This is a genomic window from Streptomyces sp. CBMA156, from assembly GCF_014596515.1.
GTDB lineage: Bacteria > Actinomycetota > Actinomycetes > Streptomycetales > Streptomycetaceae > Kitasatospora.
Window position 1 is genome coordinate 1 of the sequence record NZ_MSJQ01000399.1, and the last position, 21,511, is coordinate 21,511.

The following is a 21,511-nucleotide window of genomic DNA, read 5'->3' on the forward strand; positions in this document are numbered from 1 at the left end:
GTGCGCGCCGCAGCGGGTCGCCGCCGCGCTGGAGCGGTGGGGCGAGGCCGAGTACCGCAAGGTCTGGCCCGAGGTGGTCGCGGCCCTGGACAGCCCTCGCCGCCGGGCCCTCGACGCGGCCCTCGCCACCCTGCTGGCCGACCCGCCGCTGCGCCCGCGGGCCGGGCGAGGTGCCCTCCGGGAGCTCTCCCGGTTCGCCGCCCGGGAGCAGCACCGCACCGCCGAACGCGTCCGTACCGCTCTCGCCGCCGCCCCCGAGGAGCGGGACCGCGCCCTCCACGAGGCCCGCAAGGCGGCCAAGCGCGCCCGCTACGCCGGTGAGACCGCGGCCCTGGCGGCCGGTGCCAGGGCCGAGCGCTTCGCGCGGCGGATGAAGGACGTCCAGGAGGTGCTGGGTGAGCACCAGGACGCCGTGGTCGCCGCGAGCACGCTCGCCGCCCAGGCCGCGAGCGGGGGCGAACCCTTCGGCTACGGCGCCCTGTACGGTCGCCAGCTGGCCACCGAGGAGGCCGCCAGGGGGCGGCTGCCGGAGGTCTGGCGGCGGGCGGGCAAACGGAAACTGGCGCGGTTCGGGTAGGCGGATGCGGGCCGGCCGGTTGCCCGCTACCGCGGGGTGAGCCCCGCCGAGCGGGCGGCCTCGCGCAGCAGGTCGTGCAGCATCGCGGTGGTCAGCCGGCCGGTGTTCGTGTTGCGCGGGCTCACGTGGTAGCAGCCGTACATCCGCAGGCCGGGGCCGCCGTCGTGGGCCGGGAAGGCGGCCAGGGCGGCGTGGCCGAAGGCCGGGCGGGGGCGGGGGACCCGCCAGCCGGCCTCCGCGATCACCGGGAGCATCGCCTGCCAGGCGAAGGCCCCGAGGGCGACGACCGTCCGTACGGTGGGGCGCATCAGCTCCAGTTCCCGGGTGATCCAGGGCCGGCAGGTGTCGCGTTCGGCGGTGCTGGGCTTGTTGTCCGGCGGGGCGCAGCGCACCGGGTCGGTGATCCGTACGCCGGACAGCTCCAGGCCGTCGCCGTGGCGGACGGACTCGGGGCGGTTGGCGAAGCCGAGTTCGTACAGGGCGGCGTAGAGCAGGTCGCCGGAGGGGTCGCCGGTGAAGATCCGGCCGGTGCGGTTGGCGCCGTGGGCGGCGGGGGCGAGGCCGACCAGGACGAGCGGGGCGTCCGGCGGGCCGAAGCCGGGGATGGGCCGGGCCCAGTAGTCCCAGTCCAGGTAGGCGCGGCGCTTGGTCCTGGCGGTCTCCTCGCGCCACTCGACCAGGCGGGGGCAGGCCCGGCAGCCGGTGACGACGCGGTCCAGCGCGGTGAGGCCGGGGGCCAGGGCGGCGGCCTCCGCGGGGTGGCGGGGGTCGTCGGGGTCGTCGGCGGGGGACGGGGGCACGGCCACGGTCGGCATGGCCACGATCCTAGGGTTTCGGGGGCCGGGGGACGTTCGGTCCGCCGTCGTGCGGGCAGGCGTAGCGTGGAACCAGGTGTTCCGGCGGCCCCGGCCGGTCGGGTCGGCAGCGGCCGGGCACGTCGGTGTGCGCGCAGGGCGCGGGCCGCGAGGAGGCCGCGATGATCGTCGAAGCGGTGCTGGGAGCCATCGGGGGGCTGGCCGGGCTGGGGGCGATCTGGGCGGGGCTGAGCATCAGGGTCGTCCAGCAGTTCCAGAAGGGCGTGGTGTTCCGCTTCGGGCGGGTGCGCGAGGAGGTGCGTGATCCGGGGCTGGTGGCACTGATGCCCATCGCGGACCGGCTGCGCAAGGTGAACGTGCAGATCGTGACGATGCCGATCCCGGCGCAGGAGGGCATCACCAGGGACAACGTGACCGTCCGGGTGGACGCGGTGGTCTACTTCCGGGTGCAGGACCCGGTGAAGGCCACCGTCAACGTGCAGGACTACAACTTCGCGATCTCCCAGGTCGCCCAGACCTCGCTGCGCTCGATCATCGGCAAGAGCGAGCTGGACGACCTGCTGGCCAACCGCGAACCGATCAACCAGGGGCTGGAGTTGATGATCGACAGCCCGGCGCTGGGCTGGGGCATCGAGATCGACCGGGTGGAGATCAAGGACGTCGCGCTGCCGGAGTCGATGAAGCGCTCGATCGCCCGGCAGGCGGAGGCAGAGCGGGAGCGGCGGGCCAGGGTCATCACGGCGGACGGCGAGTTCCAGGCCTCGGAGCGGCTGTCGGAGGCCGCGGCGGTGATGAGTGCGACCCCGGCCGCGCTCCAGCTGCGGCTGTTGCAGACCGTGGTGGAGGTGGCCGCGGAGAAGAACTCGACGCTGGTGCTGCCCTTCCCGGTGGAGCTGCTGCGGTTCCTGGACAGCGCGACGGAGGTGCAGCAGCGGAACCTGCTGACGGCCGCGGCGGTCGCGGCCGGGGCGAAGGCCGCGGAGGAGGCGGTGGAGAGCGGCGAGGTCCCGGAGGAGGAGCTCGGACCCGAGCATTCGAAGCGCGAACTCCCACCCCTGGAAGAGGTGTTGGAGCAGTCCCCGGTGGACCGTCCGGGGCCGGTGGACGGGCGGGTGGAGCGGGCCGCCCGCACCGGGCCGGACGGGGATTCCTGAGCGCGCCGCCCGGTGGCGTCGGCCGTCCGGGCGGACCACGATGGACGAGGGGACGGGAAGCCAGGTCAGGAGGCGGACCATGACCAGAGCCGGCGACATCATGCACCCGGGCGCGGAGTGCATCCGCGAGCACGAGACGCTCGCGGACGCCGCCCGGATCATGAGGGAACGCGACGTGGGTGCCCTGCCCATCTGCGGGCCGGGCGACAAGCTGCTGGGCATCGTGACCGACCGCGACATCGTGCTGCGCTGCGTCGCCGAGGGGCGCGACCCGGCGTCGGTGACGGCGGGGGAGCTGGCGCGGGGGCGGCCGATGACGGTGGAGGCGGACGAGGACTGCGAGCAGGTGCTGCGGGTGATGGAGCAGTACCAGGTGCGCCGGCTGCCGGTGATCAACCACCCGGAGCACAAGCTGGTCGGCATGATCAGCGAGGCGGACATCGCGCGTGGCCTGCCACAGGCGCGGGTGGCCGAGTTCGTCTCGGCGGTCTGTGCGGCGCAGTCGCCGGCCGGGGCCGCCCAGGGCTGACACTCCCGTGCGCGGCCCGTCGGTAACTTTGGTTGTCGAAGATGGATTCGACAACTAGAGTTGTCGGCATGACGTCTGTGGAGATCACTCATGAGGAGCGCGCCGAGCTGGCCACGGCCCTGCTCGGCGCGCTCGACCCGCTCGCCGCCGCCGTGCGCTCCCGCGCGAGCGGGGGCCTGTCCGCCGAGCGGATGTGGAACGCCGAGCCGGTCGAGGTCGCCCTCTCCGTGCTGTCCGCCTGGAAGCTGGTGGACGCGGAGGTCAAGCGGCTCACCGCGGTCGCGGCCGCCACCGCGGGCTCCTACGGCGCCGGCTACGAGCAGCTCGGTGCCGCCTGGGGCATCACCAGGCAGGGCGCCAGGAAGAAGTGGCCGGAGGCCGTCAGCCGTCCGGCGGCGCGGCCGGGAGCGCTCGAACTATTCGGGGGAACCGCCGAGTTGGCCGAGGACGAGGCCTCCGGCGGTTGGCGCTGGACGGCCGTCGGTGCCGACGGCGTGACTGGCGAGGCGCCCACCGGCCTCCGGGGCAGGGAGGAGGCCGCGGCACACGCCGGGGCCTTCCTCGCCGCGCACGCGGAAGGCGTCGGGCGTACGGAAGGTCAGGAGCCTACGGAAGCCTAGGGACGCGCCGCGCGCAGCTCCCGGGCGATCAGCTCCGCCAGGTGCAGGGCCCGGCGCCCGTCGGCGAGTTGGGCGATCTGGGTGCGGCAGCTGAAGCCGTCCGCCAGGACCACCGTCTCCGGCCCGGCGGCCCGGACCTCGGGCAGCAGCACCCGCTCCGCGATGGCCTCGGACACCTCGAAGTGGCCCCGCTCGAAGCCGAAGTTGCCCGCCAGGCCGCAGCAACCGGCGTCCAGCACACGGTTGTTCAGGCCGAGCCTGGCCTCCACCCGGCGGTCGGCGGCGCTGCCGAGCACCGCGTGCTGGTGGCAGTGGGTCTGGGTGACGGCGTCCAGCCCGATCCGGGGGAGCGGGGCGTCCGGGGCGTGCTCGTCGAGGAACTCGGCGAAGGTGCGGGTGCGGTCGGCGAGCGGGCGGCCGTCCGCGCCGAGCAGCCGGGGCAGGTCCTCGCGCAGGGTCGCGGTGCAGCTCGGGTCCAGGCCGACCACGGGGGTGTCGGCCGGGAGCCCGGCCGCCCCGAGCACCCGCAGGCTGCGCCTCAACACCCGGCGGGCGGTTCCGAGTTGGCCGGTGGAGTACCAGGTGAGGCCGCAGCACACCGGGCCCGGGGGCAGCCGGACGTCGAAGCCCAGGTGCTCCAGCACCTCGACGGCCGAGCGCGGCACCTCCGGCTGGAGGTGGTCGGAGAAGGTGTCCGGCCACAGCAGCACCGGCCGGGCGCCCGCCGGGGCCGGGTGGCCGGCGCGGTGCCGCCGGTACCAGGCGGTGAAGGTCTCCGGCGGGAAGACCGGCAGCACCCGGCGCCCGTCGATCCCGCCGAGCCGCTTGAGCAGCCCGCCGGCCCGGGAGCGGGCGAGCGTGTTGGCGGCCCCCGGCGCGAGCGCGACGGCCCGCAGCCAGAGCGGCAGCCAGCCCATCGAGTAGTGCGCGAGCGGGCGCGGCCGGTGCCGGTAGTGCTGGTGCAGGAACTCGGCCTTGTACGTCGCCATGTCGACGTGGACCGGGCAGTCGCTCGCGCAGCCCTTGCAGCTCAGGCAGAGGTCCAGCGCCTCCCGGACCTCCTCCGAGCGCCAGCCGCCCTGGACCGCTCCCCCGTCCCGGCGGCCGGGAGGCGCCCCCATCCCGCGCAGCATCTCGGCGAGCAGCCGGGCCCGTCCCCGGGTGGAGTGCCGCTCCTCGCCGGTGGCCAGGTAGCTCGGGCACATCACCCCGCTGCCCGGGGCCACGCACTTGGCGACGCCCACGCAGCGGTGCACCGCCGTGACCAGGCTGCCGCCGTCCTGCTCGTACGGGAGGGCCAGCGGCAGTGCGCGGGGCGGGGCGGTGACGAAGCGCAGGTCGGCGTCGAGCGGGCGGGGGTCGACCAGCGCGCCCGGGTTGAGCAGGTTCTCCGGGTCCCAGATCCGCTTGAACTCGCCGAACAGGGCGATGACTTCGGGCGGGTACATGCGCGGCAGCAGCTCGGCCCTGGCCTGTCCGTCGCCGTGCTCGCCGGAGAGCGAACCGCCGTGGGAGACCGCCAGGTCGGCGGCCTGCTCCAGGAACTCCCGGAAGACCAGCACCCCTTGGGGTTCGTCCAGCGGGAAGTCGATCCGCAGGTGCACGCAGCCGTCGCCGAAGTGCCCGTACGGGACGCCGTGCAGGCTGTGCCGGCGCAGCAGGGCGCGCAGGTCCCGCAGGTAGTCGCCGAGCCGCTCGGGCGGGACGGCGGAGTCCTCCCAGCCGGGCCAGGCCTCGCCGCCTCCCGGCAGCCGGGTGACGATCCCCGCGCCCGCCTCCCGGACGGCCCACAGCTGGCGCTGCTCGACCGGGTCGGTGACCAGCGCGACGGTGGCCGACCGCTCACGGCGCACCGCGTCGGCCAGGGTGCGGGCGGCCTGGTAGGCCTCCAGCGGGGTGGCGCCACCGGTCTCCAGGAACAGCCAGCACTCGCCGGCGGGCAGCCGGTCCAGCGCGGGCGGGCGGGGCCCGGCGGCGAGCAGTGCGGTGATCAGGTCGGCCGCCATGCCCTCGGCGGTCAGCGGACCGTACGGCAGCAGGGCGGGGACGGCGTCGGCGGCGGCGCCCTCGTCGGGGTAGCCGGCCACCACCAGGGCCCGGGCGGGCGGGTCCTCGACGAGCCGGACGGTGGCGCCGAGCAGCAGCGCGCAGGTGCCCTCGGTGCCGGTGAGCGCCCTGGCCAGGTCGTGGCCGTGCTCGGGCAGCAGGGCGTCCAGCGGGTAGCCGGAGGTGCGGCGGGGCAGCTGCGGCATGCCCTGCCGGATGACCGCGAGGTTGCGGTCGGTGAACTCCTGGAGTCCGGTGTGGAGTCGGCCGACCGGACCGCCCTGCGCGGCGAGCGCGGCGCGCTCCCCTGAGGTGAGCCGCCCGCCGACGGTCAGCTCGGTGCCGTCCGCGAGCAGCAGCTCCAGCCGCTCGACGTTGTCGGCGGTGCGCCCCCAGGCGAGCGAGTGCGAGCCGCAGGAGTCGTTGCCGATCATGCCGCCGAGGGTGCAGCGGCTGTGCGTGGACGGGTCGGGGCCGAAGCGCAGCCCGTACGGCCTGGCGGCGCGCTGGAGGTCGTCCAGCACGGTGCCGGGCAGGACCCGCGCGGTGCGGGCCTCCGGGTCGAGTTCCAGCACCGCGCCGAGGTGGCGGCGGAAGTCCAGCACCACCGCGCCCGGGCCGATCGCCTGCCCGCCGATGCTGGTCCCGGCCCCGCGCGCGACCACCGGCACCCGGTGCGCGCGGCAGAGCGCCAGCGCGGTGCGCACGTCGTCGAGGTCGGCGGGCTTGACCACGCCGAGCGGCACCTGCCGGTAGTTGGAGGCGTCCTGGCTGTAGACGGTGCGCTCGGCGGCGCCGAAGCGGACCTCGCCGCGCAGCACGGCGGCCAGCTCACGGGCCAGCGCGGCCCCGGGGTCGGCGGACGGACGGCTCACCAGGGACCTCCCGGGGCGGGTGCGGCGACGGCTCCGCCGATGATTCCAGGCACCGGCCGGGACCGGTACCGGGCGCGACGGGCGTACCGCCGACGGGGTGTCGCGCGGCACCCGCCGGGAGTCCGGGCCGCCCGCCGAGGTGCGGACCGGGCGGGCGCGCTACTTCCGCCCGGTGAGCGTGCCGCGCGCGATGTGGGAGAGCTTGGCCACCTCGAAGGCCGGGTAGGCGCCGCCCGCCAGCAGCGAGAACTTGATCCCCTCGCGGCCGCCCGGCCGGCGGTGGCCGGGCGGCTGGAAGCGCCGGTGGTGCTCGGCGGCCCGGTGGAAGAACTGCGGCCGCTCGGCGCGGGAGACGCAGCCGGCCAGGTCGAAGACGAACAGGTAGTGCCGGATCATCCGGACGAACAGCGCCTCGCGCACCGCGTACAGGTGCGGCTGGTCCTCCAGCAGGGCGAAGCTGCGCTCGTACTGCTCGAACAGGTCGAAGACGCTGCTGCCGGGGCCGCCCGCCGGGTGGACGGTCTCCCTGCGGCGCAGCTGGACGCACTCGCGGGCCAGCACGGCGGCCTTCCTGGCGCCGAGCAGGGCCGCGTGCACGACCGGGACCTCCTCGTGGCGGCCGGGCGGGAAGGCCAGGCCCAGCCCGGCCCAGTGGTCGCGGCGGATCAGCCGGTCCCAGATCAGCGGCGGCGCGCCGAACAGCGCGGGCCGGTCGAAGGGGGCGAAGGGTTCGGGGCCGGCCTCGGCGAGCAGCGCCTCGGCTCCGCCGGGCCAGTCCCGGTCCTGGTGGCGGCGGGAGTGGCCGAACAGCAGCACGTCCACCGGGCCGGTCTGCTGGAGCCGGTCGGCGAGCGCCCGGAGCGCGTCCCTGGGCAGCAGGTGGTCGGCGTCGAGGAACAGCAGGTACTCGCCGGCCGCCCGCGCCGCCCCCGCGGTGCGGCTCGCCCCGACCCCGACCGCCGCGTCGAGATGGAGCACCGACACCCGCGGGTGCCGCGCCGCGTAGGTGTCGGCGAGCGCGGCCGCGGTCTCGGGGGAGCGGTCGGCGACCACGATCACCTCGATGTCGGCCAGGGACTGCGCGAGCAGCGAGTCCAGGCAGTCGGCGAGCTGTTTCTGCCGGTCGTAGGCGGGGAGCACGACGCTGATCAGGGGTGAGGGCATGACGCCGGAGCGTAAGAGGGCCCGCGAACCGTGGCAAAGGCTCGACGGCGGGTATTTCCCCGCAATCACCGGCAAATCGTACGAGTGTGCGCCATATCTTCACGCCGCCTTCCGGACGTGTCCACGCCCGTCCCGACCTGCGGCGATACGCGCCGGGGCCCGCGACGCGGGGTGCGTCGCGGGCCCGGGGGAGCCGAACCGGGCAGCTCAGTACCAGTGGTGGTTCTGCCAGAACGACCAGGCGGCGCAGGGGCTGCCGTAGCGGGTGTTCATGTAGTCCAGGCCCCACTTGATCTGGGTGGCCGGGTTGGTGCGCCAGTCGGCGCCGGCGGAGGCCATCTTGGAGCCGGGCAGGGCCTGGACCAGGCCGTAGGCGCCGGAGGAGGCGTTGACGGCGAGCGGGTTCCAGCTGCTCTCGCGGAAGACGATGTTGCTGAAGCACTGGAGCTGGCCGGCCGGGACGATCTGGGCGGCGATCTGCTGCGGGGTGCCGGAGTGGGCGGCCGGGGCCGCAGCGAGGTTCTGGCGCTCCTGGGAGCGGGAGGCGGCGGCCTCGGCGTCGGCCTTGGCCTTGGCGTCCGCCTGGGCCTGCGCCTCGGCCTGGGCCTGGGCGGCGGCGTCCGCGTCGGCCCTGGCCTGGGCCTCCTGGGCGGCCTGCTCAGCGGCGGCGGCAGCGGCAGCGGTGTCGGCCTGGCCCTGGTCGGCGACCGGCTCGCCGTCCACCGAGACGGCCGCCACCGGGGCGGCCTCGGTGGTGGTGTTCCCGGCCTGCGGGATGGCGAGGGCGGCCGTGGCGGCGCTCGCGACCACGAGGGTGGCGATGCCGGTGATCAGGGAGTTGCGGCGGGCATGGCTGAGCTGGCTGAGCTGCATGAGGCGGACGATCCTTCTCCGTCGGGGGCCGTGCCGGTGGCACCGGGGGCGGGGCATCGCGGCGGCTCCGGGTGAGCGGGGCCGGTGCGGCCGCCCTGGACGGCCGTGGCGCCCCGGCCGAAGCGGCGGGGCGGACGGGCTGCGCGGCGGGGGTGGTCGGTCGCGCTGCCCGGCGACGGGCCATTCTTGGCAGGGCCGGGGACGGGTGGCAAAGGGGTCCGCTACTACGCCGAGTCGTGGTTGCGGGGCGGTCGCAGCAGTGATCGACGGTTGATTTGGCGGTGTTTGTCCGTATTGCGAGCCTGCGGGGCGAGGCCGGGGAGTGGCGGTGGAACGCAAGGGCGCCAGGCGCGGTGGCCTGCGTTCTTCGGGCCGGACGCGGTCGCGGGCACGGTGGCCGGGGTGGCCCGGCGGTGGCGCGGAGGGGGCTCCGGGGCGCTCGTCCACTATCGGGGGTCGTACGTGGGGGTGCCCCTGTGGGCGGGCTCACACGTTCGCGGGGGCGGCATCGGCGCAGCGTGAGCGGCCGGTCACGGCGCCCCGGGCCGGCCGTACGGGAGCGAAGCGGGGCCCAGGGGGCGTGGGGGCGCGGGAAGAACGGCGCCGGGCCCGGGAGCCTCCGCATCGGCTCCCGGGCCCGGCGTTCCCGCGCGGGGCGGACGGGTCAGGAGCCCGCCGCCACCGCCGCCCGCCGCCGTCGGCCCACCACGGCCGAGGCCGCCAGCACGATGGCTGCGGCGACCAGCGACAGGTACATCTGCTTGCGCCCGTCGGCGTCGGTGAACATGTACACCATGACGAACCCGATCATGCCCATGGCCGTCCAGGTCAGGTACGGGTACAGCCACATCCGCACGGTGTGCCGCTCGGGCATCTCGCGCTCGATGATCTTGCGCATCCGCAGCTGGGTCGCGCAGATCACCAGCCAGACGAAGAGCGCGACGGCGCCGGAGGAGTTGAGCAGGAAGGCGAACACGGTGTCCGGCGAGGTGTAGTTGAAGAACACCGCGACGAAGCCGAAGACCACCGAGGAGAGGATCGCCACCCGCGGCACGCCGCGCGGGGTCACCGTGGCGAAGGCCTTGGGCGCGTCCCCGCGCTGGCCGAGCGAGAAGGCCATCCGGGAGGCGGTGTACATCCCGGAGTTGAGGCAGGACAGCACCGCGGTCAGCACGATCACGTCCATCACCTGGCCGGCGCCCGCGATGCCGATGTGGTCCAGCACCGCCACGTACGGGCTCGCCTTGACGTCGGCGGAGTCCCAGGGCAGCAGGGTGACCACCAGCAGGATCGAGCCCAGGTAGAAGATCCCGATCCGCCAGATGACGCTGTTGGTGGCCTTGCTGACCGCCTTCTCCGGGTTCTCCGACTCGCCGGCGGCCAGGGTGACGATCTCGCTGCCCATGAAGGCGAAGACCACGGTGAGCATGCCGGTGAAGACCGCGCCCACCCCGTGCGGCAGGAAGCCGCCGTGCCCGGTCAGGTTGCTGGCGCCGACCGCGTGGGTGCCGGGCAGCAGGCCGAAGGCGGCGAGGGTGCCGATCACCAGGAACGCGGCGATCGCGACCACCTTGATCCCGGCGAACCAGAACTCGAACTCCCCGTAGGAGGCGACCGAGAAGAGGTTGGTGGCGGTCAGCACGCCCATCACGATCAGCGCCCACCCCCACTGCGGGACGCCGGGGACCCAGTTGTTGAGGATCTTCGCGCCGGCCGTGGCCTCGACCGCGAGCACCACGACCCAGAAGAACCAGTACAGCCAGCCGATGGAGAAGCCGGCCCAGCGGCCGAGCGCGCGGTCCGCGTACGCCGAGAAGGAGCCGCTCTGCGGGTCGGCCGCGGCCATCTCGCCGAGCATCCGCATCACCAGGACGACCAGCGCGCCGGCCAGTGCGTAGGAGAGCAGGATGCCCGGTCCTGTGGTCGCGATGCCCGCGCCGGAGCCGACGAACAGACCGGCGCCGATCACGCCGCCGATGGCGATCATCGACAGGTGGCGGTTCTTGAGCCCGGCCTTCAGGTGGCCGTCGCCGCCGTGTCCGGCCGGCCCCGGCTGGTGGGGGACCTTCGTGGCCGTCGTGGGCTTGGTGGTGTCCGCACTCATCAGGGTGCCCTGTGCCTTTCCAGCGCGGCGTTGTCCCTCGGCTCGACGCGCCTGAGGGTGGGGGACTGACCCGCGCATTGCGTCGCAACCTAACTTCTATGCACCGATGATCGGAACAATCTTTTGGTAACTGTTCGCTCAACGGACACAAAAGCCCTGGTCAGAGCAGGTGCGAAAGTGGCATGAAAACCTCAAATCTGACACATCGTCAGCCTTCGGAAGGGTTCCCAAGCTCTGTCGGGGCTCACATCGCCCCGGGGTGGGCGGTCAGACCGGCCGCACGTCGAGGATCGTGACGGACGTCTCGTCCGCCGGCCGCCCGGTCAGCCGGGCGGCCAGGATCCGGGGGATGTCCGTCTCCTGCGAGTATCCGGGCAGCACGGTCACCTCCGCGCGCCGTACGCCGGACTCGCCCCGCACCGCGTACGTCACCAGGTAGCCGTACCGCTCCGGCGGCGGTGCCTGGTCCCCGCCCTCCGGGCTCCGGACGATCATCCGCATCGACCTCCTCGGTCCATTGTCGGCGCGGTGTGGCCGATCGCCGCGAATCCGGGCAGAGTGGGACTCTCGGGACATGTCGTAGGAGCATCCCGAGCGTTCTCGGAGCCGGCCGGCACCCGGCGCCGGTCAGGAGCGACCCCATGCAGACCACCTGGAAGGGGACGATCAGCTTCGGGCTGGTCAGCATCCCCGTCCACCTGTACTCCGCTACCCAGGAGCACGACGTCCCGCTGCACCAGGTGCACGCGAAGGACGGCGGCCGGGTGCGGATGAAGCGGTACTGCGAGCGGGAGGAGAAGGAGGTCCCGTACGCGGAGATCGCCAAGGGGTACGAGTCTCCCGACGGGCGGACCGTCACGCTCTCCGACGAGGACCTCGCGGACCTGCCGCTGCCCAGCAAGAAGATCATCGACGTGCTGGCCTTCGTGGACGAGGGCGAGATCGACCCGCTGATGTTCTCCAAGGCCTACTACGTGGGCGTCGCCGACAAGGCCGCCGCCAAGCCGTACGCGCTGCTGCGCGACGCGCTCACCGAGTCCGGGCAGATCGCCGTCACCAAGATCGCGCTGCGCACCAGGGAGTCGCCCGCGGTGCTGCGGGTGCACGACAACACCCTGGTGCTCCAGACCTGCATCTGGCCCGACGAGGTCCGCCCGGTGGCCGGCATCGCGCCGGAGGAGGACGTCACCGTCCGGCCGCAGGAGCTGAAGATGGCGCGGTCGCTGATGGACACCCTCTCCGAGGACTTCGACCTGGCCCAGCTGCACGACGACTACCAGCAGGCGCTCCAGCAGGTGATCACCGCGCGGCTGGAGGGCGTGGAGATCCCGCACGAGGAGGAGCCGGGCGAGGCGCCGGACAACGTGATCGACCTGATGGAGGCGCTGCGCAGCAGCCTCAAGCGGGCCAAGGGCGGGCGGGGCGCCGACGGCGGCGCCGAGGAGGAGAAGCCCGCGCCGCGCAAGCGGTCCCCGGCGAAGAAGGCAGCCGCCTCGGAGACTCCGGAGGCGGCCCCCGCGAAGACCCCTGCGAAGACCCCTGCGAAGAGTTCCGCGAAGAGCTCTGCCGGGAGCTCGGCGGCGAAGAGCCCGGCGGCGAAGAAGACCACCACCCGGAAGTCCACGGCTCCCCGCAAGGCCTCCTGACCCTCCCCGGGCCAGGCGTTCCTCCCGTCCAGCCGTCCAGCACTGGAGGCGATCCCGATGGACCTGCTGACCTACAAGGAACTCGACGCCCAGGCCGAGGCCCAGGCCGACGCCGGCACCGGCACCGAAGCCCGGAGGGCCCGGGGCTTCGGGCACCGCCTCTGGCACTGGTTGCTCAGCCTCAGCCCCACCGTGGTGACGTTCATGATCGCGCTCTCGGTCGGCCTCGGCATGATCGCCGTCCAGGTGAGCCTGCTGCCGGTGCTGGTGCCGATGGCGATCTTCTGGGGCCTGACGGTCGTCGCGATGGGCGGCGTGGTCGCCCGCTGGATGACCCCGGGGCCGGGCCGGCACCGGATGGCGTCCTGACCCGGCCGGGGTGAGCGGGGGCCCGGGAGGGCTCAGCCGATCCACACCGTGGTGATGTTGCAGAACTCCCGGATCCCGTGCCCGGACAGCTCCCGCCCGAACCCGGAACGCTTGACGCCGCCGAACGGCAGCGCCGGGTGGGAGGCCGTCATCCCGTTGAAGAACACCCCGCCGGCCTCGATGTCCCGGACGAAGCGCTCCTGCTCGATCGCGTCGGTGGTCCAGACGTTGGCGCTGAGCCCGAACGGGGTGTCGTTGGCGACCGCCACCGCCTCGTCCAGGCCGGCCACCCGGTAGACGGTGGCGACCGGACCGAAGGTCTCCTCCTGGTGGATCCGCATCGCCGGGGTGATGCCGGTCAGCACCGTCGGCTCGTAGAACCAGCCGGTGTCCCAGCCCTCGGGGCGTCCGCCGCCGCACTCCACCCGGGCGCCGCGGGTGCGGGCGTCCTCGACCAGCTCCTCCAGGTCGTCCCGGCCCTGGCGGCTGGCCAGCGGGCCGACGTCGGTGCCCTCGTCCATCGGGTCGCCGACCTTCAGCGCGCGCATCGCCTCGGTGAACGCGGCGGTGAAGCGGTCGTACACGTCGGTGTGCACGACGAAGCGCTTGGCGGCGATGCAGGACTGGCCGTTGTTCTGCACCCTGGCCCGGACGGCGGTCGCCACCGCGGCGTCCAGGTCGGCGCTCGGCAGCACCACGAACGGGTCGCTGCCGCCCAGCTCCAGGACGGCCTTCTTCACCACGTCCGCCGCGGTGGCCGCGACCGCCCGCCCGGCCGGCTCGCTGCCGGTCAGGGTGACGGCGGCGACCCGGCGGTCCCGGATCACGCCCTCCACCGCGCCCGAGCCGATCAGCAGGGTCTGGAAACAGCCCTCGGGGAAACCGGCCCGCCGGAACAGCTCCTCGATCGCCAGCGCGGTGCGCGGCACGTTGGAGGCGTGCTTGAGCAGGCCCACGTTCCCCGCCATCAGGGCCGGTGCCGCGAACCTGAGAACTTGCCAGAAGGGAAAATTCCAGGGCATGACGGCCAGAACGGCGCCGATCGGGCGGTAGCGGACGTAGGCGCGGGCGGCGCCGGAGTCGGCGACGTCGGCCGCGGCCGGGTACTCGTCGGCGAGCAGCGCCTCGGCGTTGTCCGCGTACCAGCGCATCGCCTTCGCGCACTTGGCGGCCTCGGCCCTGGCGGCGGCGAGCGGCTTGCCCATCTCCTCGGTCATGATGCGGGCGACCAGCTCCCGGTCGTGGTCCAGGAGGTCGGCGGCGCGGCGCAGCAGCCCGGCGCGGGCGGCGAAGGAGGTCTCGCGGTAGCGGCGGAAGGCGGCCTCGGCGCGGGCCAGCCGGTGCTCGATCCCGGCCGCGTCGAGTGCTTCGAAGGTCTGGAGGGTCTCGCCGGTCGCGGGGTTGACGCTGGCGATGGGCATGCGGGGCTCCCAGGTGGGGGTTCGGGTCCGGTGCGCGTCTGCCCTCACACCCTCCCCGACGGTCCGGCTCCGGGCACGCCACCGCGCACCCGGCGTGTCCCGCCGGACGCGCGGCCGCCCCGGCTCACTCCGGCAGCGACTCCACCCGGGCGGCCGCCTCCCTGGCCCTGGCCCCCGACCTGGTCCGCGCCGCGGTGACCTGCCGGCTGGGGAAGCGGTGCAGGTACTCGGCCTCCAGCTCCCCGGTGCGCAGCGTGTGCCGCTTCAGCGCGTCCTCCGAGCCGTACAGGAAGGTCTCGTGGCGGGTGCGGTGCAGCTGCTCCAGCTCGTGCAGGAGCGTGTCGTTGCCCAGGGCGTGCGCGGAGATGCCCGCGGGCCGGATGTGCGGGTCGTCGGCGTGCCGCATCTCGGTGCCTCCTCGGCGGAAGTCCCCTCCTCCAGGGTGCCCGCCGACCGCCGCCGGTGCACCCGTTCGCCGGGGCGCGGATCATAGGATGAATCCGTCAGCACCTTCCAGGACCACCCGCTACAGCTCGGACAGATCGCACATGCTGCTTCCCAAGGCCGAACTCCACCTGCACATCGAAGGCACCCTGGAGCCGGAACTCGCCTTCGAGCTCGCCGCCCGCAACGGCGTCCGGCTGCCGTACGCCGACACCGAGGCGCTGCGCGAGGCGTACTCCTTCAGCGACCTCCAGTCCTTCCTGGACCTCTACTACGCGCTGATGGCCGTGCTTCGCACCGAGGAGGACTTCGCCGACCTCGCCGACGCCTACCTGGCCAGGGCCGCCGAACAGGGCGTGCGGCACGCGGAGATCTTCTTCGACCCGCAGGCGCACACCGCGCGCGGGGTGCCGCTGGGCGTGGTGGTGGACGGACTGACCCGGGCGCTGGAGCGCAGCGAGGAGCGGTACGGCATCAGCACCCAGCTGATCATGTGCTTCCTGCGGGACGAGTCCGCCGAGTCCGCGCTGGAGACCTTCGAGGCCGCCCGCCCGTACTTCGACCGGATCGCGGGCATCGGCCTGGACTCCGCCGAGGTCGGCCACCCGCCGGTGAAGTTCCGCGAGGTGTACCGCCGGGCCGCCGAGGCCGGGCTGCGCCGGGTCGCCCACGCGGGTGAGGAGGGCCCGGCCGCGTACATCACCGAGGCGCTGGACGTCCTCGGCGTCGAGCGGATCGACCACGGGCTGCGCTGCCTGGAGGACGGCGAGCTGGTCGCCCGCCTGGTGCGCGAGCAGATCCCGCTGACCCTCTGCCCGCTCTCCAACGTCCGGCTGCGCTGCATCGACACCCTCGCCGACCACCCGCTGCGCGAGATGCTGGAGGCCGGGCTGCTGGTCACCGTCAACTCCGACGACCCGGCGTACTTCGGCGGCTACGTGGAGGACAACTTCCGCGCCGTGCGCGAGGCCCTCGCCCTCGACCGGGAGACCCTGCGCCTGCTGGCCGCGAACTCCTTCCGCGCCTCGTTCATCGGCGAGCGGCGCCGGGCGGAACTCCTGGCCGAGGTCGAGGCGTACGTCTTCTGACCCGGTCTGCCCGTCCGTCGCCGCGGCCCGTCACCCGTCCAGGGGTGACGGGCCGCGGCGCTCGTAGTGCAGCAGGGTGACGCCGTTGGTGAAGCGGTGGGTGTCCTTCAGGGTGAGCGGGGTGGGGTGGCCGCCCGGGCGGAAGAAGAGGGTGCCGCGGCCGAGTACGACGGGGTGGACGTAGAGGCGGAACTCGTCGACGAGGTCCTGGGCGAGGAAGGACTCGGCCAGGTTCGCGCCGCTGAGGGCGAGGTCCCCGCCGGGGCCGGCGGCCAGGGCGGCGACCGACTCGGGGGTGACCTCGCGGACGACGGTGGTGTTCCAGTCGGCGCGTTCGAGGGTCCGGGAGAAGACGGTCTTCGGCATCGAGCGCCAGATGCCCGCGAACTCGATCATCGGGGCGTCGGCGTCCGGGTCCCGGTCGGCGGTGGGCCAGACGGAGGCCATCAGTTCGTGTGTCACCCGGCCGGAGACGAAACCACCCATCCGGGCGAGTTCCCGGTTGAAGTGGGTGTGCACCTCGTCGTCGACGAGGTTCCAGCCGAGGTCGTGGTCGGGGCCCTCGAAGTAGCCGTCGACCGACACGGAGACGAAGAGCACGATCCTGCGTCGCATGGCACCCCACCGGGAGGAATGGCCGCCGCCCGCCCCGGGTCGAAGGAGAGGGCGGCGGACGGGATCAGATCAGGGTGCTCCAGTAGTACCAGAACCGGTCGAGGACCAGCAGCGCGATCACCGCGTACCAGAGCGCCGGGACGACCCAGTGGTAGCGGGCCGCCTCCCGGACGGCCACCCGCATGCGCGGGCCCACCGGGATCACGCCCGAGCGCAGGTTGTGCAGCGTGGTGTACCAGAACAGCGGGATCACCGCGGCCCACACCACCATGCAGTACGGGCAGAGCGCGCCGATCCGGTACAGCGCCTGGTACATCAGCCAGGTCACGAAGCCGGCCCCGAACACCGTCCCGGCCTGGAGGCCGAGCCAGAACCAGCGCCGGTACGACGCCCCGGACAGCAGCCCGGCGCCGACCGCGATCACCACCCCGAAGGCGACCAGCCCGATCAGCGAGTTGGGGAAGCCGAAGGCCTCGGCCTGGTCGCTGCGCATGATCGAACCGCAGCTGATGATCGGGTTGATGTTGCAGCTGGGGACGTACGACGGGTCCTTCAGCAGCCGGATCTTGTCCAGGGTGAGGACCGCTGAGGCGAACAGGCCGACCGCGCCGCCGATCAGCAGCAGCCAGGCGAACGGGCGGCTCGCGCCGTACGTCCGGGGCGCGGGGGCCTCGGGCCGTACGGCGGCGGAGCCGGCCGTCATCCGGTCACCTGCTTGACCATCGCGGTGAACTGCTCGGGGGAGACGGCCTTGCCGTTGGTGAGGACGTCCAGCTTCTTCCCGTCCAGCTTGACGGTCGGGGTGCCGGTCACGTCGCTCTTGTTGAACTGCTCGTTGACCTTGGCCGCCCACGGCACGTAGGTGCCCTCCTGGACGGCCTTGACGAAGCCGTCGGTCTTCAGGCCGGGCACCTGGCCGGCCAGGTCCAGGAGGTGGTTGACGTCGCCGAAGGCGTCGCTGCGCTCGTCCGGCTGGTTGGCGTAGAGCACGTCGTGGAACTGCTTGAACTTGTCCACGCCCTCGTTCAGCGCGGCACCGGCGGCGGCCAGCGCGGTGCGCGAGCCCTTGCCGCCGAGGTTGTTGTCCAGGAACGTCGCCAGGTGGTACTCGACCTTGTACGTGCCGTCGTCGGCGAGCTGCTGCACGGCCTTGCCGGTGGTCGTCTCCAGCTGCTCGCAGAACGGGCAGCGGAAGTCCTCGTAGACCTCCAGGGTGTGCGGGGCGTCGGCCTTGCCGTAGGTGATCACGGTGCCGCCGGTGCCGCTCGCGTTGGCCGGGACGACCAGCGGGCCGTTCGCGGCGCCCGGACCGGAGCCGGAGGAGCCGCCGACGGCGAAGGCCACGCCCGCCACGAGGGCGAGCACGGCGGCGGAGGCGCCGCCGACCACCACCCGGCGGCGGATCCGGTCGGAGCGCTCGGCCTGGAGGCGGGCGGCCCGCATCCGGTCGGTGGCGGAGGCCTTCGTGGCGGTCTTGCGGGTGTTGCTCATGGGGTGTCGTCCTGTGCTCTCGGGCGTACGGGGAGGCGCGCGGCCGGTCGGGGGCCTGCGCGAGGGGAGAGAGACGGCCGGGCGGGCGGGACCGAGCGGGCGGGAGACCCGCGGCTCGGACGGCTCAGACGGCCAGGGCGAACACCGGCGGACCGCGCCGGACGGCCGGGCGGACGACGACGTCCTCGGCGGGGACCAGCGCTCGGCTGGCCCGGGGGAACGGCACCCGGACCACGGGACGGGCCGGCAGCGGAGCGGTCAGCAGCCGCAGCCAGCGGGCGGCGGCCGGCAGATGGCGGTGCAGGAACCCGCCCAGCATCCGGACGGTGCCGGCCAGGCAGCACAGCGCGGCGTCCGCGCGGCGCAGCCAGTAGGCGCCGGCCAGCGCGATCACCGTGTGCAGCAGCAGGAGCAGCAGCACGGCGGTCTGCGGGGAGACGCCGTGGCCGAGCAGGAGGCCGCCGAGCGAGCCGCCGCCGCACAGCAGCGGCTGGAGGCCGTGCCCGGCACCGGGCGGCAGGGAGGGACAGCTGCTCTGCGCGAGGTCGAACAGCGCGCCGGCGCCCAGCTCCAGGGGCAGGAAGACCGCCGCGATCGCCGGGTATCCGCGCTCGCGGCCGGCCAGGGCGAAGGCCACCGCGAAGACGGCGGCGGCGGCCAGCAGCATCGGGCCGACCGGCAGCGAGCGGCCGGTGACCAGCACCTGGCCGAGCCCGGCGAGCAGCACGACCAGCGCGGCGAAGACCGCCGCGCGGAGCGTCCTGGTGACCGGGCCGATGTCCATGGCATCCGAGTCTGCCACAGGTTGAAAGTGGAACGGTCTGCCGGACGGCCGGCTGTGAAGAGCCTCACCAACCGTGCTGAGCTGGGCTTATCTGGCGCTTACGGCTGTTCGCGGGGAGCCGGAGGAGCGGCGTCGGGGGAGTCGGGGCGGCCGTCGGCGGCTCCGTTCACCCGCGTCTCGACCAGTTCCCTGAAGTGGTCCAGGTCCTCGCGCACCGCCCGCTCGACCGCCCCCGCCTGAGCGAAGCCGCGCGGCCCGCCGAACTCCCGGTGCATCGAGTCCGGGTCGTACTCCACCCGGATCTGCACCCGGGTGTGCCCGGCGTCGAGCGGCAGCAGCGCGAAGGCGCCGCGCAGCCGGACGGAGTCCAGCGTCCGCCAGGCCATCACCCGGCCCCGGCCGCGATCGGTGATCTCGGTGTCGACGGAGCGCTCGGCGCCGCCGATCCGCACCCCGAGGTGCGCGAGGTTGCGGCCGTGCGGGTGGGCACTGCGGACGCCGTCGACGAACTGCGGGTACTCGTGCACCCGGTGCAGCTGCTCCCAGGCGGCGAGGACGGGGACGGCGATGTCGATCTGTTCCTCAAGGGTGCTCATGGTGGCGCGGTACCTCCCTCCGTTCCAGCCTGCGCCTCCGGGCCGGAGCCGGCCAAGGGGGGCGGCGCGCGTGACGGGCGACGTGTGACGGGCGACGGATCGCGGGCTGCGGGAGACTGGGCGCATGCCGGAGCTGCCCGAGGTCGAGGCGCTGAGCGCCTTCCTGTCCGAGCGGCTGACCGGGCGCGTGATCGCCCGGGTGCAGCCGGTGGCGATCAGCGCGCTGAAGACGTACGACCCGCCGGTGACGGCGCTGGAGGGGCGGACGGTCGGCCCGGTGGGGCGGCGCGGCAAGTTCCTGGACATCGAGGCCGCGGGGCTGCACCTGGTGATCCACCTGGCCAGGGCCGGCTGGCTGCGCTGGAAGGACGGCCTGCCCGCCGAGCCGCCGCGGCCGGGCCCGCGCAACCCGCTGGCGCTGCGGGTGCGGCTGGCGGGCGAGGCGGGGGACGGCTTCGACCTCACCGAGGCCGGCTCGAAGAAGGGGCTCGCGGTCTACGTGGTGCGGGACCCGGCCGAGGTGCCCGGGGTGGCCAGGCTCGGCCCCGACCCGCTGGACCCGGCCTTCACCCTGGCCGACTTCGCCGCGCTGCTGGGCGGGGACCGGCGCCGGCTCAAGGGCCTCCTGCGCGATCAGAGCGTGCTGGCGGGGGTGGGCAACGCCTACTCGGACGAGGTGCTGCACGCGGCCCGGATGTCGCCGTACAAGCAGGCCGCGAGCCTGGGCGAGGAGGAGGTGGCCCGGCTCTACGAGGCGCTCGGCGGCACGCTGCGCGAGGCGGTGGAGCGCTCGCGCGGGCTGGCCGCGGGGGAGCTGAAGGCGGAGAAGAAGCTCGGGCTGCGGGTGCACGGCCGGACCGGTCAGCCCTGTCCGGTCTGCGGGGACACCATCCGCGAGGTGTCCTTCGCGGACTCCTCGTTGCAGTACTGCCCGACCTGCCAGACCGGTGGCAGACCGCTCGCCGACCGGCGGCTCTCGCGGCTGCTGAAGTGACCCGGTGGGACGGCGCGCGGGCCGTCCCACCCGGGTCCGCGGGCGTCAGCGCTTGATCGCGACGCCGCCCCAGTAGTACGCGGCCTTCGGGTCGGCCGGGGGCTCGCCGTCCGGGCGCCAGGCCAGCACCGGGGCGACGCCCGGCTCGACCAGCTCCCAGCCGTCGAAGAAGCGGACCACGTCGTCGTAGCCGCGCGGCACCAGCGTCATCCCGCCGGCCCGGGCGGCCTCGGCGACCTTGCCGACGGCCTCGGGGTCGAAGTCCGGGGTGGGGGTGGTCAGGGCGATGCAGCTGCCGGCCGGCAGGGCGTCGCGCAGGGCGGCGACCCGGCCCCACGGGTCGTCCGCGTCGGCGATCAGCATCAGGACGGCGATCATCAGCAGGCCGACCGGCTGGGTGAGGTCGAGGGTGGCGGTGAGCGCCGGGTCGGCGAACAGCTCCTCGGGCTTGCGCAGGTCGGCGTGGATGTAGGTGGTGCGGCTGGCCGGGCTGGAGACCATCAGCGCGCGGGCGTGGGCGAGCACGATCGGGTCGTTGTCGACGTAGACCACCCGGGTGCCGGGGCTGACCGCCTCGGCGATCTCATGGGTGTTCGGCGAGGTCGGGATGCCGGTGCCGAGGTCGAGGAACTGGCGGATGCCGTGCTCCTGGGCCAGGTAGCGCACGGCCCGGCCCTGGAAGGCGCGGTTGGCCTTGGCCATCTCCTTGACGCTCGGCACGGCCTGCTCGATGGCCTGCCCCATGGCGCGGTCGGGCGGGAAGTTGGTCTTCCCTCCCAGCCAGTAGTCGTACACGCGCGCAGAGTGCGGGGCGGTGGTGTCGACGCCGAAACGTTCCCACTGGCTCAGCTCGGCGGGGTCCTGTTCCTGCGGGCCCTGGTGGGGGAAGTCCTGACTTGTCGTCATGGCCACGTCCTCTGATGGCAGATCATCACACTGGGGAAGGCACAGCGTAGCGGTCCGGACGGGAGGTGAAGCGTCCGGTCGGGGAAGATCTGCGGAAGGGATCGGGACGCGGGGTGTGCGCCCGTCACCCTTGGGCCGTCGGAGTGGTGATCGGGTCCGTCTGAGTTGCCCCCGGGGAACCGCGGTGACGGCCGGGGGAAGCATCCAGAATGCTGTCAGATCGTCAGATTACTTCGCGAAGATTGCTGTTGGTTGCGGCCGGAATGTCCCTTTTGGGGGCGGCTGCCGGATGCCGGAGCCCCTGGGGTGGCGGGGAGGGCGGAGCGGGGGCGGCCGACGCGGTTGCCCCGTCCGCCTCGGCGGGGCCCGAGGGGGCGCCCGACGGGCCGGGCGCCGCGCC

The 21,511-nt window shown here is 73.9% G+C and carries 22 protein-coding genes; 8 read left to right on the plus strand and 14 right to left on the minus strand.

Features of this window, described 5'->3' with window-relative positions:
• Positions 1-577: CHAD domain-containing protein (locus BU198_RS35585; RefSeq protein ID WP_188300949.1), on the plus strand; the 577-nt coding region annotated here is incomplete at its 5' end.
• A gap of 26 nt (positions 578-603) precedes the next feature.
• On the opposite strand, the gene BU198_RS35590 is transcribed toward BU198_RS35585, so the two are convergent.
• The gene (locus tag BU198_RS35590) at positions 604-1,392 is read right to left on the minus strand and encodes a uracil-DNA glycosylase (protein WP_188300950.1); all 789 of its coding nucleotides are present in this window, start codon (positions 1,390-1,392) and stop codon (positions 604-606) included.
• A 161-nt stretch (positions 1,393-1,553) separates the two neighbouring features.
• Between BU198_RS35590 and BU198_RS35595 the strand changes: the two genes are divergently transcribed.
• From BU198_RS35595 to BU198_RS35605, 3 genes are all read left to right on the plus strand, one after another.
• A complete protein-coding gene (locus tag BU198_RS35595; protein ID WP_188300951.1) occupies positions 1,554-2,546 on the plus strand; it encodes a slipin family protein in 993 nt (330 codons plus the stop codon).
• Between the two features lie 79 nt (positions 2,547-2,625).
• Complete coding sequence (locus BU198_RS35600; RefSeq protein ID WP_188300952.1) at positions 2,626-3,075, plus strand: CBS domain-containing protein; 450 nt, start codon at positions 2,626-2,628, stop codon at positions 3,073-3,075.
• 68 nt (positions 3,076-3,143) lie between these two features.
• The gene (locus BU198_RS35605) at positions 3,144-3,695 is read left to right on the plus strand and encodes a hypothetical protein (protein WP_188300953.1); all 552 of its coding nucleotides are present in this window, start codon (positions 3,144-3,146) and stop codon (positions 3,693-3,695) included.
• Here the strand turns inward: BU198_RS35605 and BU198_RS35610 are convergent.
• The 5 genes from BU198_RS35610 to BU198_RS35630 all read right to left on the minus strand — a co-directional run bounded on the left by BU198_RS35610 (position 3,692) and on the right by BU198_RS35630 (position 11,252).
• Positions 3,692-6,616, minus strand: a complete 2,925-nt coding sequence (locus BU198_RS35610) for an FAD-binding and (Fe-S)-binding domain-containing protein (RefSeq protein WP_188300954.1) — start codon at positions 6,614-6,616, stop codon at positions 3,692-3,694. The two genes, BU198_RS35605 and BU198_RS35610, sit on opposite strands and share 4 nt — an antisense overlap.
• Positions 6,617-6,775: 159 nt before the next feature.
• Positions 6,776-7,780 (minus strand): glycosyltransferase family 2 protein, encoded by a 1,005-nt coding sequence (locus tag BU198_RS35615; RefSeq protein ID WP_188300955.1) that lies wholly within the window; start codon positions 7,778-7,780, stop codon positions 6,776-6,778.
• A gap of 207 nt (positions 7,781-7,987) precedes the next feature.
• Positions 7,988-8,653, minus strand: a complete 666-nt coding sequence (locus tag BU198_RS35620; RefSeq protein WP_188300956.1) for a transglycosylase SLT domain-containing protein — start codon at positions 8,651-8,653, stop codon at positions 7,988-7,990.
• Positions 8,654-9,317: 664 nt separating this feature from the next.
• Positions 9,318-10,757 carry an amino acid permease gene (locus tag BU198_RS35625; RefSeq protein ID WP_188300957.1) on the minus strand — a complete coding sequence of 480 codons (1,440 nt, stop codon included), beginning with the start codon at positions 10,755-10,757 and terminating at the stop codon, positions 9,318-9,320.
• Between the two features lie 267 nt (positions 10,758-11,024).
• Entirely contained in the window at positions 11,025-11,252 is a 228-nt protein-coding gene (locus BU198_RS35630; RefSeq protein WP_188300958.1) for a hypothetical protein, read from the minus strand.
• Between the two features lie 146 nt (positions 11,253-11,398).
• Here BU198_RS35630 and BU198_RS35635 point away from each other — a divergent pair, with 146 nt between their 5' ends.
• The gene (locus BU198_RS35635; protein WP_188300959.1) at positions 11,399-12,403 is read left to right on the plus strand and encodes a Ku protein; all 1,005 of its coding nucleotides are present in this window, start codon (positions 11,399-11,401) and stop codon (positions 12,401-12,403) included.
• A 57-nt stretch (positions 12,404-12,460) separates the two neighbouring features.
• Positions 12,461-12,772 (plus strand): hypothetical protein, encoded by a 312-nt coding sequence (locus BU198_RS35640; protein ID WP_188300960.1) that lies wholly within the window; start codon positions 12,461-12,463, stop codon positions 12,770-12,772.
• Positions 12,773-12,804: 32 nt separating this feature from the next.
• Here BU198_RS35640 and BU198_RS35645 read toward each other — a convergent pair whose 3' ends face one another.
• Positions 12,805-14,193: an NADP-dependent succinic semialdehyde dehydrogenase gene (locus tag BU198_RS35645; protein WP_188300961.1), complete on the minus strand. Its 1,389-nt coding sequence runs from the start codon at positions 14,191-14,193 to the stop codon at positions 12,805-12,807.
• Positions 14,194-14,317: 124 nt separating this feature from the next.
• Positions 14,318-14,599 (minus strand): DUF6158 family protein, encoded by a 282-nt coding sequence (locus tag BU198_RS35650; RefSeq protein ID WP_188300962.1) that lies wholly within the window; start codon positions 14,597-14,599, stop codon positions 14,318-14,320.
• 142 nt (positions 14,600-14,741) lie between these two features.
• On the opposite strand from BU198_RS35650, the gene BU198_RS35655 reads away from it, so the two are divergent.
• Positions 14,742-15,725 carry an adenosine deaminase gene (locus tag BU198_RS35655; protein ID WP_188300963.1) on the plus strand — a complete coding sequence of 328 codons (984 nt, stop codon included), beginning with the start codon at positions 14,742-14,744 and terminating at the stop codon, positions 15,723-15,725.
• A gap of 30 nt (positions 15,726-15,755) precedes the next feature.
• Here the strand turns inward: BU198_RS35655 and BU198_RS35660 are convergent, their stop codons facing one another.
• From BU198_RS35660 to BU198_RS35680, 5 genes are all read right to left on the minus strand, one after another.
• The gene (locus tag BU198_RS35660) at positions 15,756-16,340 is read right to left on the minus strand and encodes a dihydrofolate reductase family protein (RefSeq protein ID WP_188300964.1); all 585 of its coding nucleotides are present in this window, start codon (positions 16,338-16,340) and stop codon (positions 15,756-15,758) included.
• A gap of 64 nt (positions 16,341-16,404) precedes the next feature.
• Positions 16,405-17,043, minus strand: a complete 639-nt coding sequence (locus BU198_RS35665; RefSeq protein WP_188300965.1) for a vitamin K epoxide reductase family protein — start codon at positions 17,041-17,043, stop codon at positions 16,405-16,407.
• Positions 17,040-17,831, minus strand: a complete 792-nt coding sequence (locus BU198_RS35670) for a DsbA family protein (protein ID WP_188300966.1) — start codon at positions 17,829-17,831, stop codon at positions 17,040-17,042. Before BU198_RS35670 ends, BU198_RS35665 begins: the two co-directional genes overlap by 4 nt.
• Positions 17,832-17,955: 124 nt before the next feature.
• Positions 17,956-18,615: a hypothetical protein gene (locus tag BU198_RS35675; RefSeq protein WP_188300967.1), complete on the minus strand. Its 660-nt coding sequence runs from the start codon at positions 18,613-18,615 to the stop codon at positions 17,956-17,958.
• 98 nt (positions 18,616-18,713) lie between these two features.
• Positions 18,714-19,211 (minus strand): SRPBCC family protein, encoded by a 498-nt coding sequence (locus BU198_RS35680; RefSeq protein WP_188300968.1) that lies wholly within the window; start codon positions 19,209-19,211, stop codon positions 18,714-18,716.
• A 124-nt stretch (positions 19,212-19,335) separates the two neighbouring features.
• On the opposite strand from BU198_RS35680, the gene BU198_RS35685 reads away from it, so the two are divergent.
• Complete coding sequence (locus BU198_RS35685) at positions 19,336-20,205, plus strand: Fpg/Nei family DNA glycosylase (RefSeq protein WP_188300969.1); 870 nt, start codon at positions 19,336-19,338, stop codon at positions 20,203-20,205.
• A 45-nt stretch (positions 20,206-20,250) separates the two neighbouring features.
• Here BU198_RS35685 and BU198_RS35690 read toward each other — a convergent pair whose 3' ends face one another.
• Positions 20,251-21,111 (minus strand): SAM-dependent methyltransferase, encoded by an 861-nt coding sequence (locus tag BU198_RS35690; protein ID WP_188300970.1) that lies wholly within the window; start codon positions 21,109-21,111, stop codon positions 20,251-20,253.
• Between the last annotated feature and the right edge of the window lie 400 nt (positions 21,112-21,511).

Coding starts and splice junctions, on each gene's coding strand:
- BU198_RS35675 (WP_188300967.1), bottom strand. CDS start 18,615: ATGGACATCGGCCCGGTCACCAGGACGCTCCGCGCGGCGGTCTTCGCC.
- BU198_RS35630 (WP_188300958.1), bottom strand. CDS start 11,252: ATGATCGTCCGGAGCCCGGAGGGCGGGGACCAGGCACCGCCGCCGGAG.
- BU198_RS35620 (WP_188300956.1), bottom strand. CDS start 8,653: ATGCAGCTCAGCCAGCTCAGCCATGCCCGCCGCAACTCCCTGATCACC.
- BU198_RS35670 (WP_188300966.1), bottom strand. CDS start 17,831: ATGAGCAACACCCGCAAGACCGCCACGAAGGCCTCCGCCACCGACCGG.
- BU198_RS35645 (WP_188300961.1), bottom strand. CDS start 14,193: ATGCCCATCGCCAGCGTCAACCCCGCGACCGGCGAGACCCTCCAGACC.
- BU198_RS35605 (WP_188300953.1), top strand. CDS start 3,144: ATGACGTCTGTGGAGATCACTCATGAGGAGCGCGCCGAGCTGGCCACG.
- BU198_RS35595 (WP_188300951.1), top strand. CDS start 1,554: ATGATCGTCGAAGCGGTGCTGGGAGCCATCGGGGGGCTGGCCGGGCTG.
- BU198_RS35680 (WP_188300968.1), bottom strand. CDS start 19,211: ATGAGCACCCTTGAGGAACAGATCGACATCGCCGTCCCCGTCCTCGCC.
- BU198_RS35660 (WP_188300964.1), bottom strand. CDS start 16,340: ATGCGACGCAGGATCGTGCTCTTCGTCTCCGTGTCGGTCGACGGCTAC.
- BU198_RS35625 (WP_188300957.1), bottom strand. CDS start 10,757: ATGAGTGCGGACACCACCAAGCCCACGACGGCCACGAAGGTCCCCCAC.
- BU198_RS35690 (WP_188300970.1), bottom strand. CDS start 21,111: ATGACGACAAGTCAGGACTTCCCCCACCAGGGCCCGCAGGAACAGGAC.
- BU198_RS35650 (WP_188300962.1), bottom strand. CDS start 14,599: ATGCGGCACGCCGACGACCCGCACATCCGGCCCGCGGGCATCTCCGCG.
- BU198_RS35590 (WP_188300950.1), bottom strand. CDS start 1,392: ATGCCGACCGTGGCCGTGCCCCCGTCCCCCGCCGACGACCCCGACGAC.
- BU198_RS35685 (WP_188300969.1), top strand. CDS start 19,336: ATGCCGGAGCTGCCCGAGGTCGAGGCGCTGAGCGCCTTCCTGTCCGAG.
- BU198_RS35615 (WP_188300955.1), bottom strand. CDS start 7,780: ATGCCCTCACCCCTGATCAGCGTCGTGCTCCCCGCCTACGACCGGCAG.
- BU198_RS35640 (WP_188300960.1), top strand. CDS start 12,461: ATGGACCTGCTGACCTACAAGGAACTCGACGCCCAGGCCGAGGCCCAG.
- BU198_RS35600 (WP_188300952.1), top strand. CDS start 2,626: ATGACCAGAGCCGGCGACATCATGCACCCGGGCGCGGAGTGCATCCGC.
- BU198_RS35665 (WP_188300965.1), bottom strand. CDS start 17,043: ATGACGGCCGGCTCCGCCGCCGTACGGCCCGAGGCCCCCGCGCCCCGG.
- BU198_RS35655 (WP_188300963.1), top strand. CDS start 14,742: ATGCTGCTTCCCAAGGCCGAACTCCACCTGCACATCGAAGGCACCCTG.
- BU198_RS35635 (WP_188300959.1), top strand. CDS start 11,399: ATGCAGACCACCTGGAAGGGGACGATCAGCTTCGGGCTGGTCAGCATC.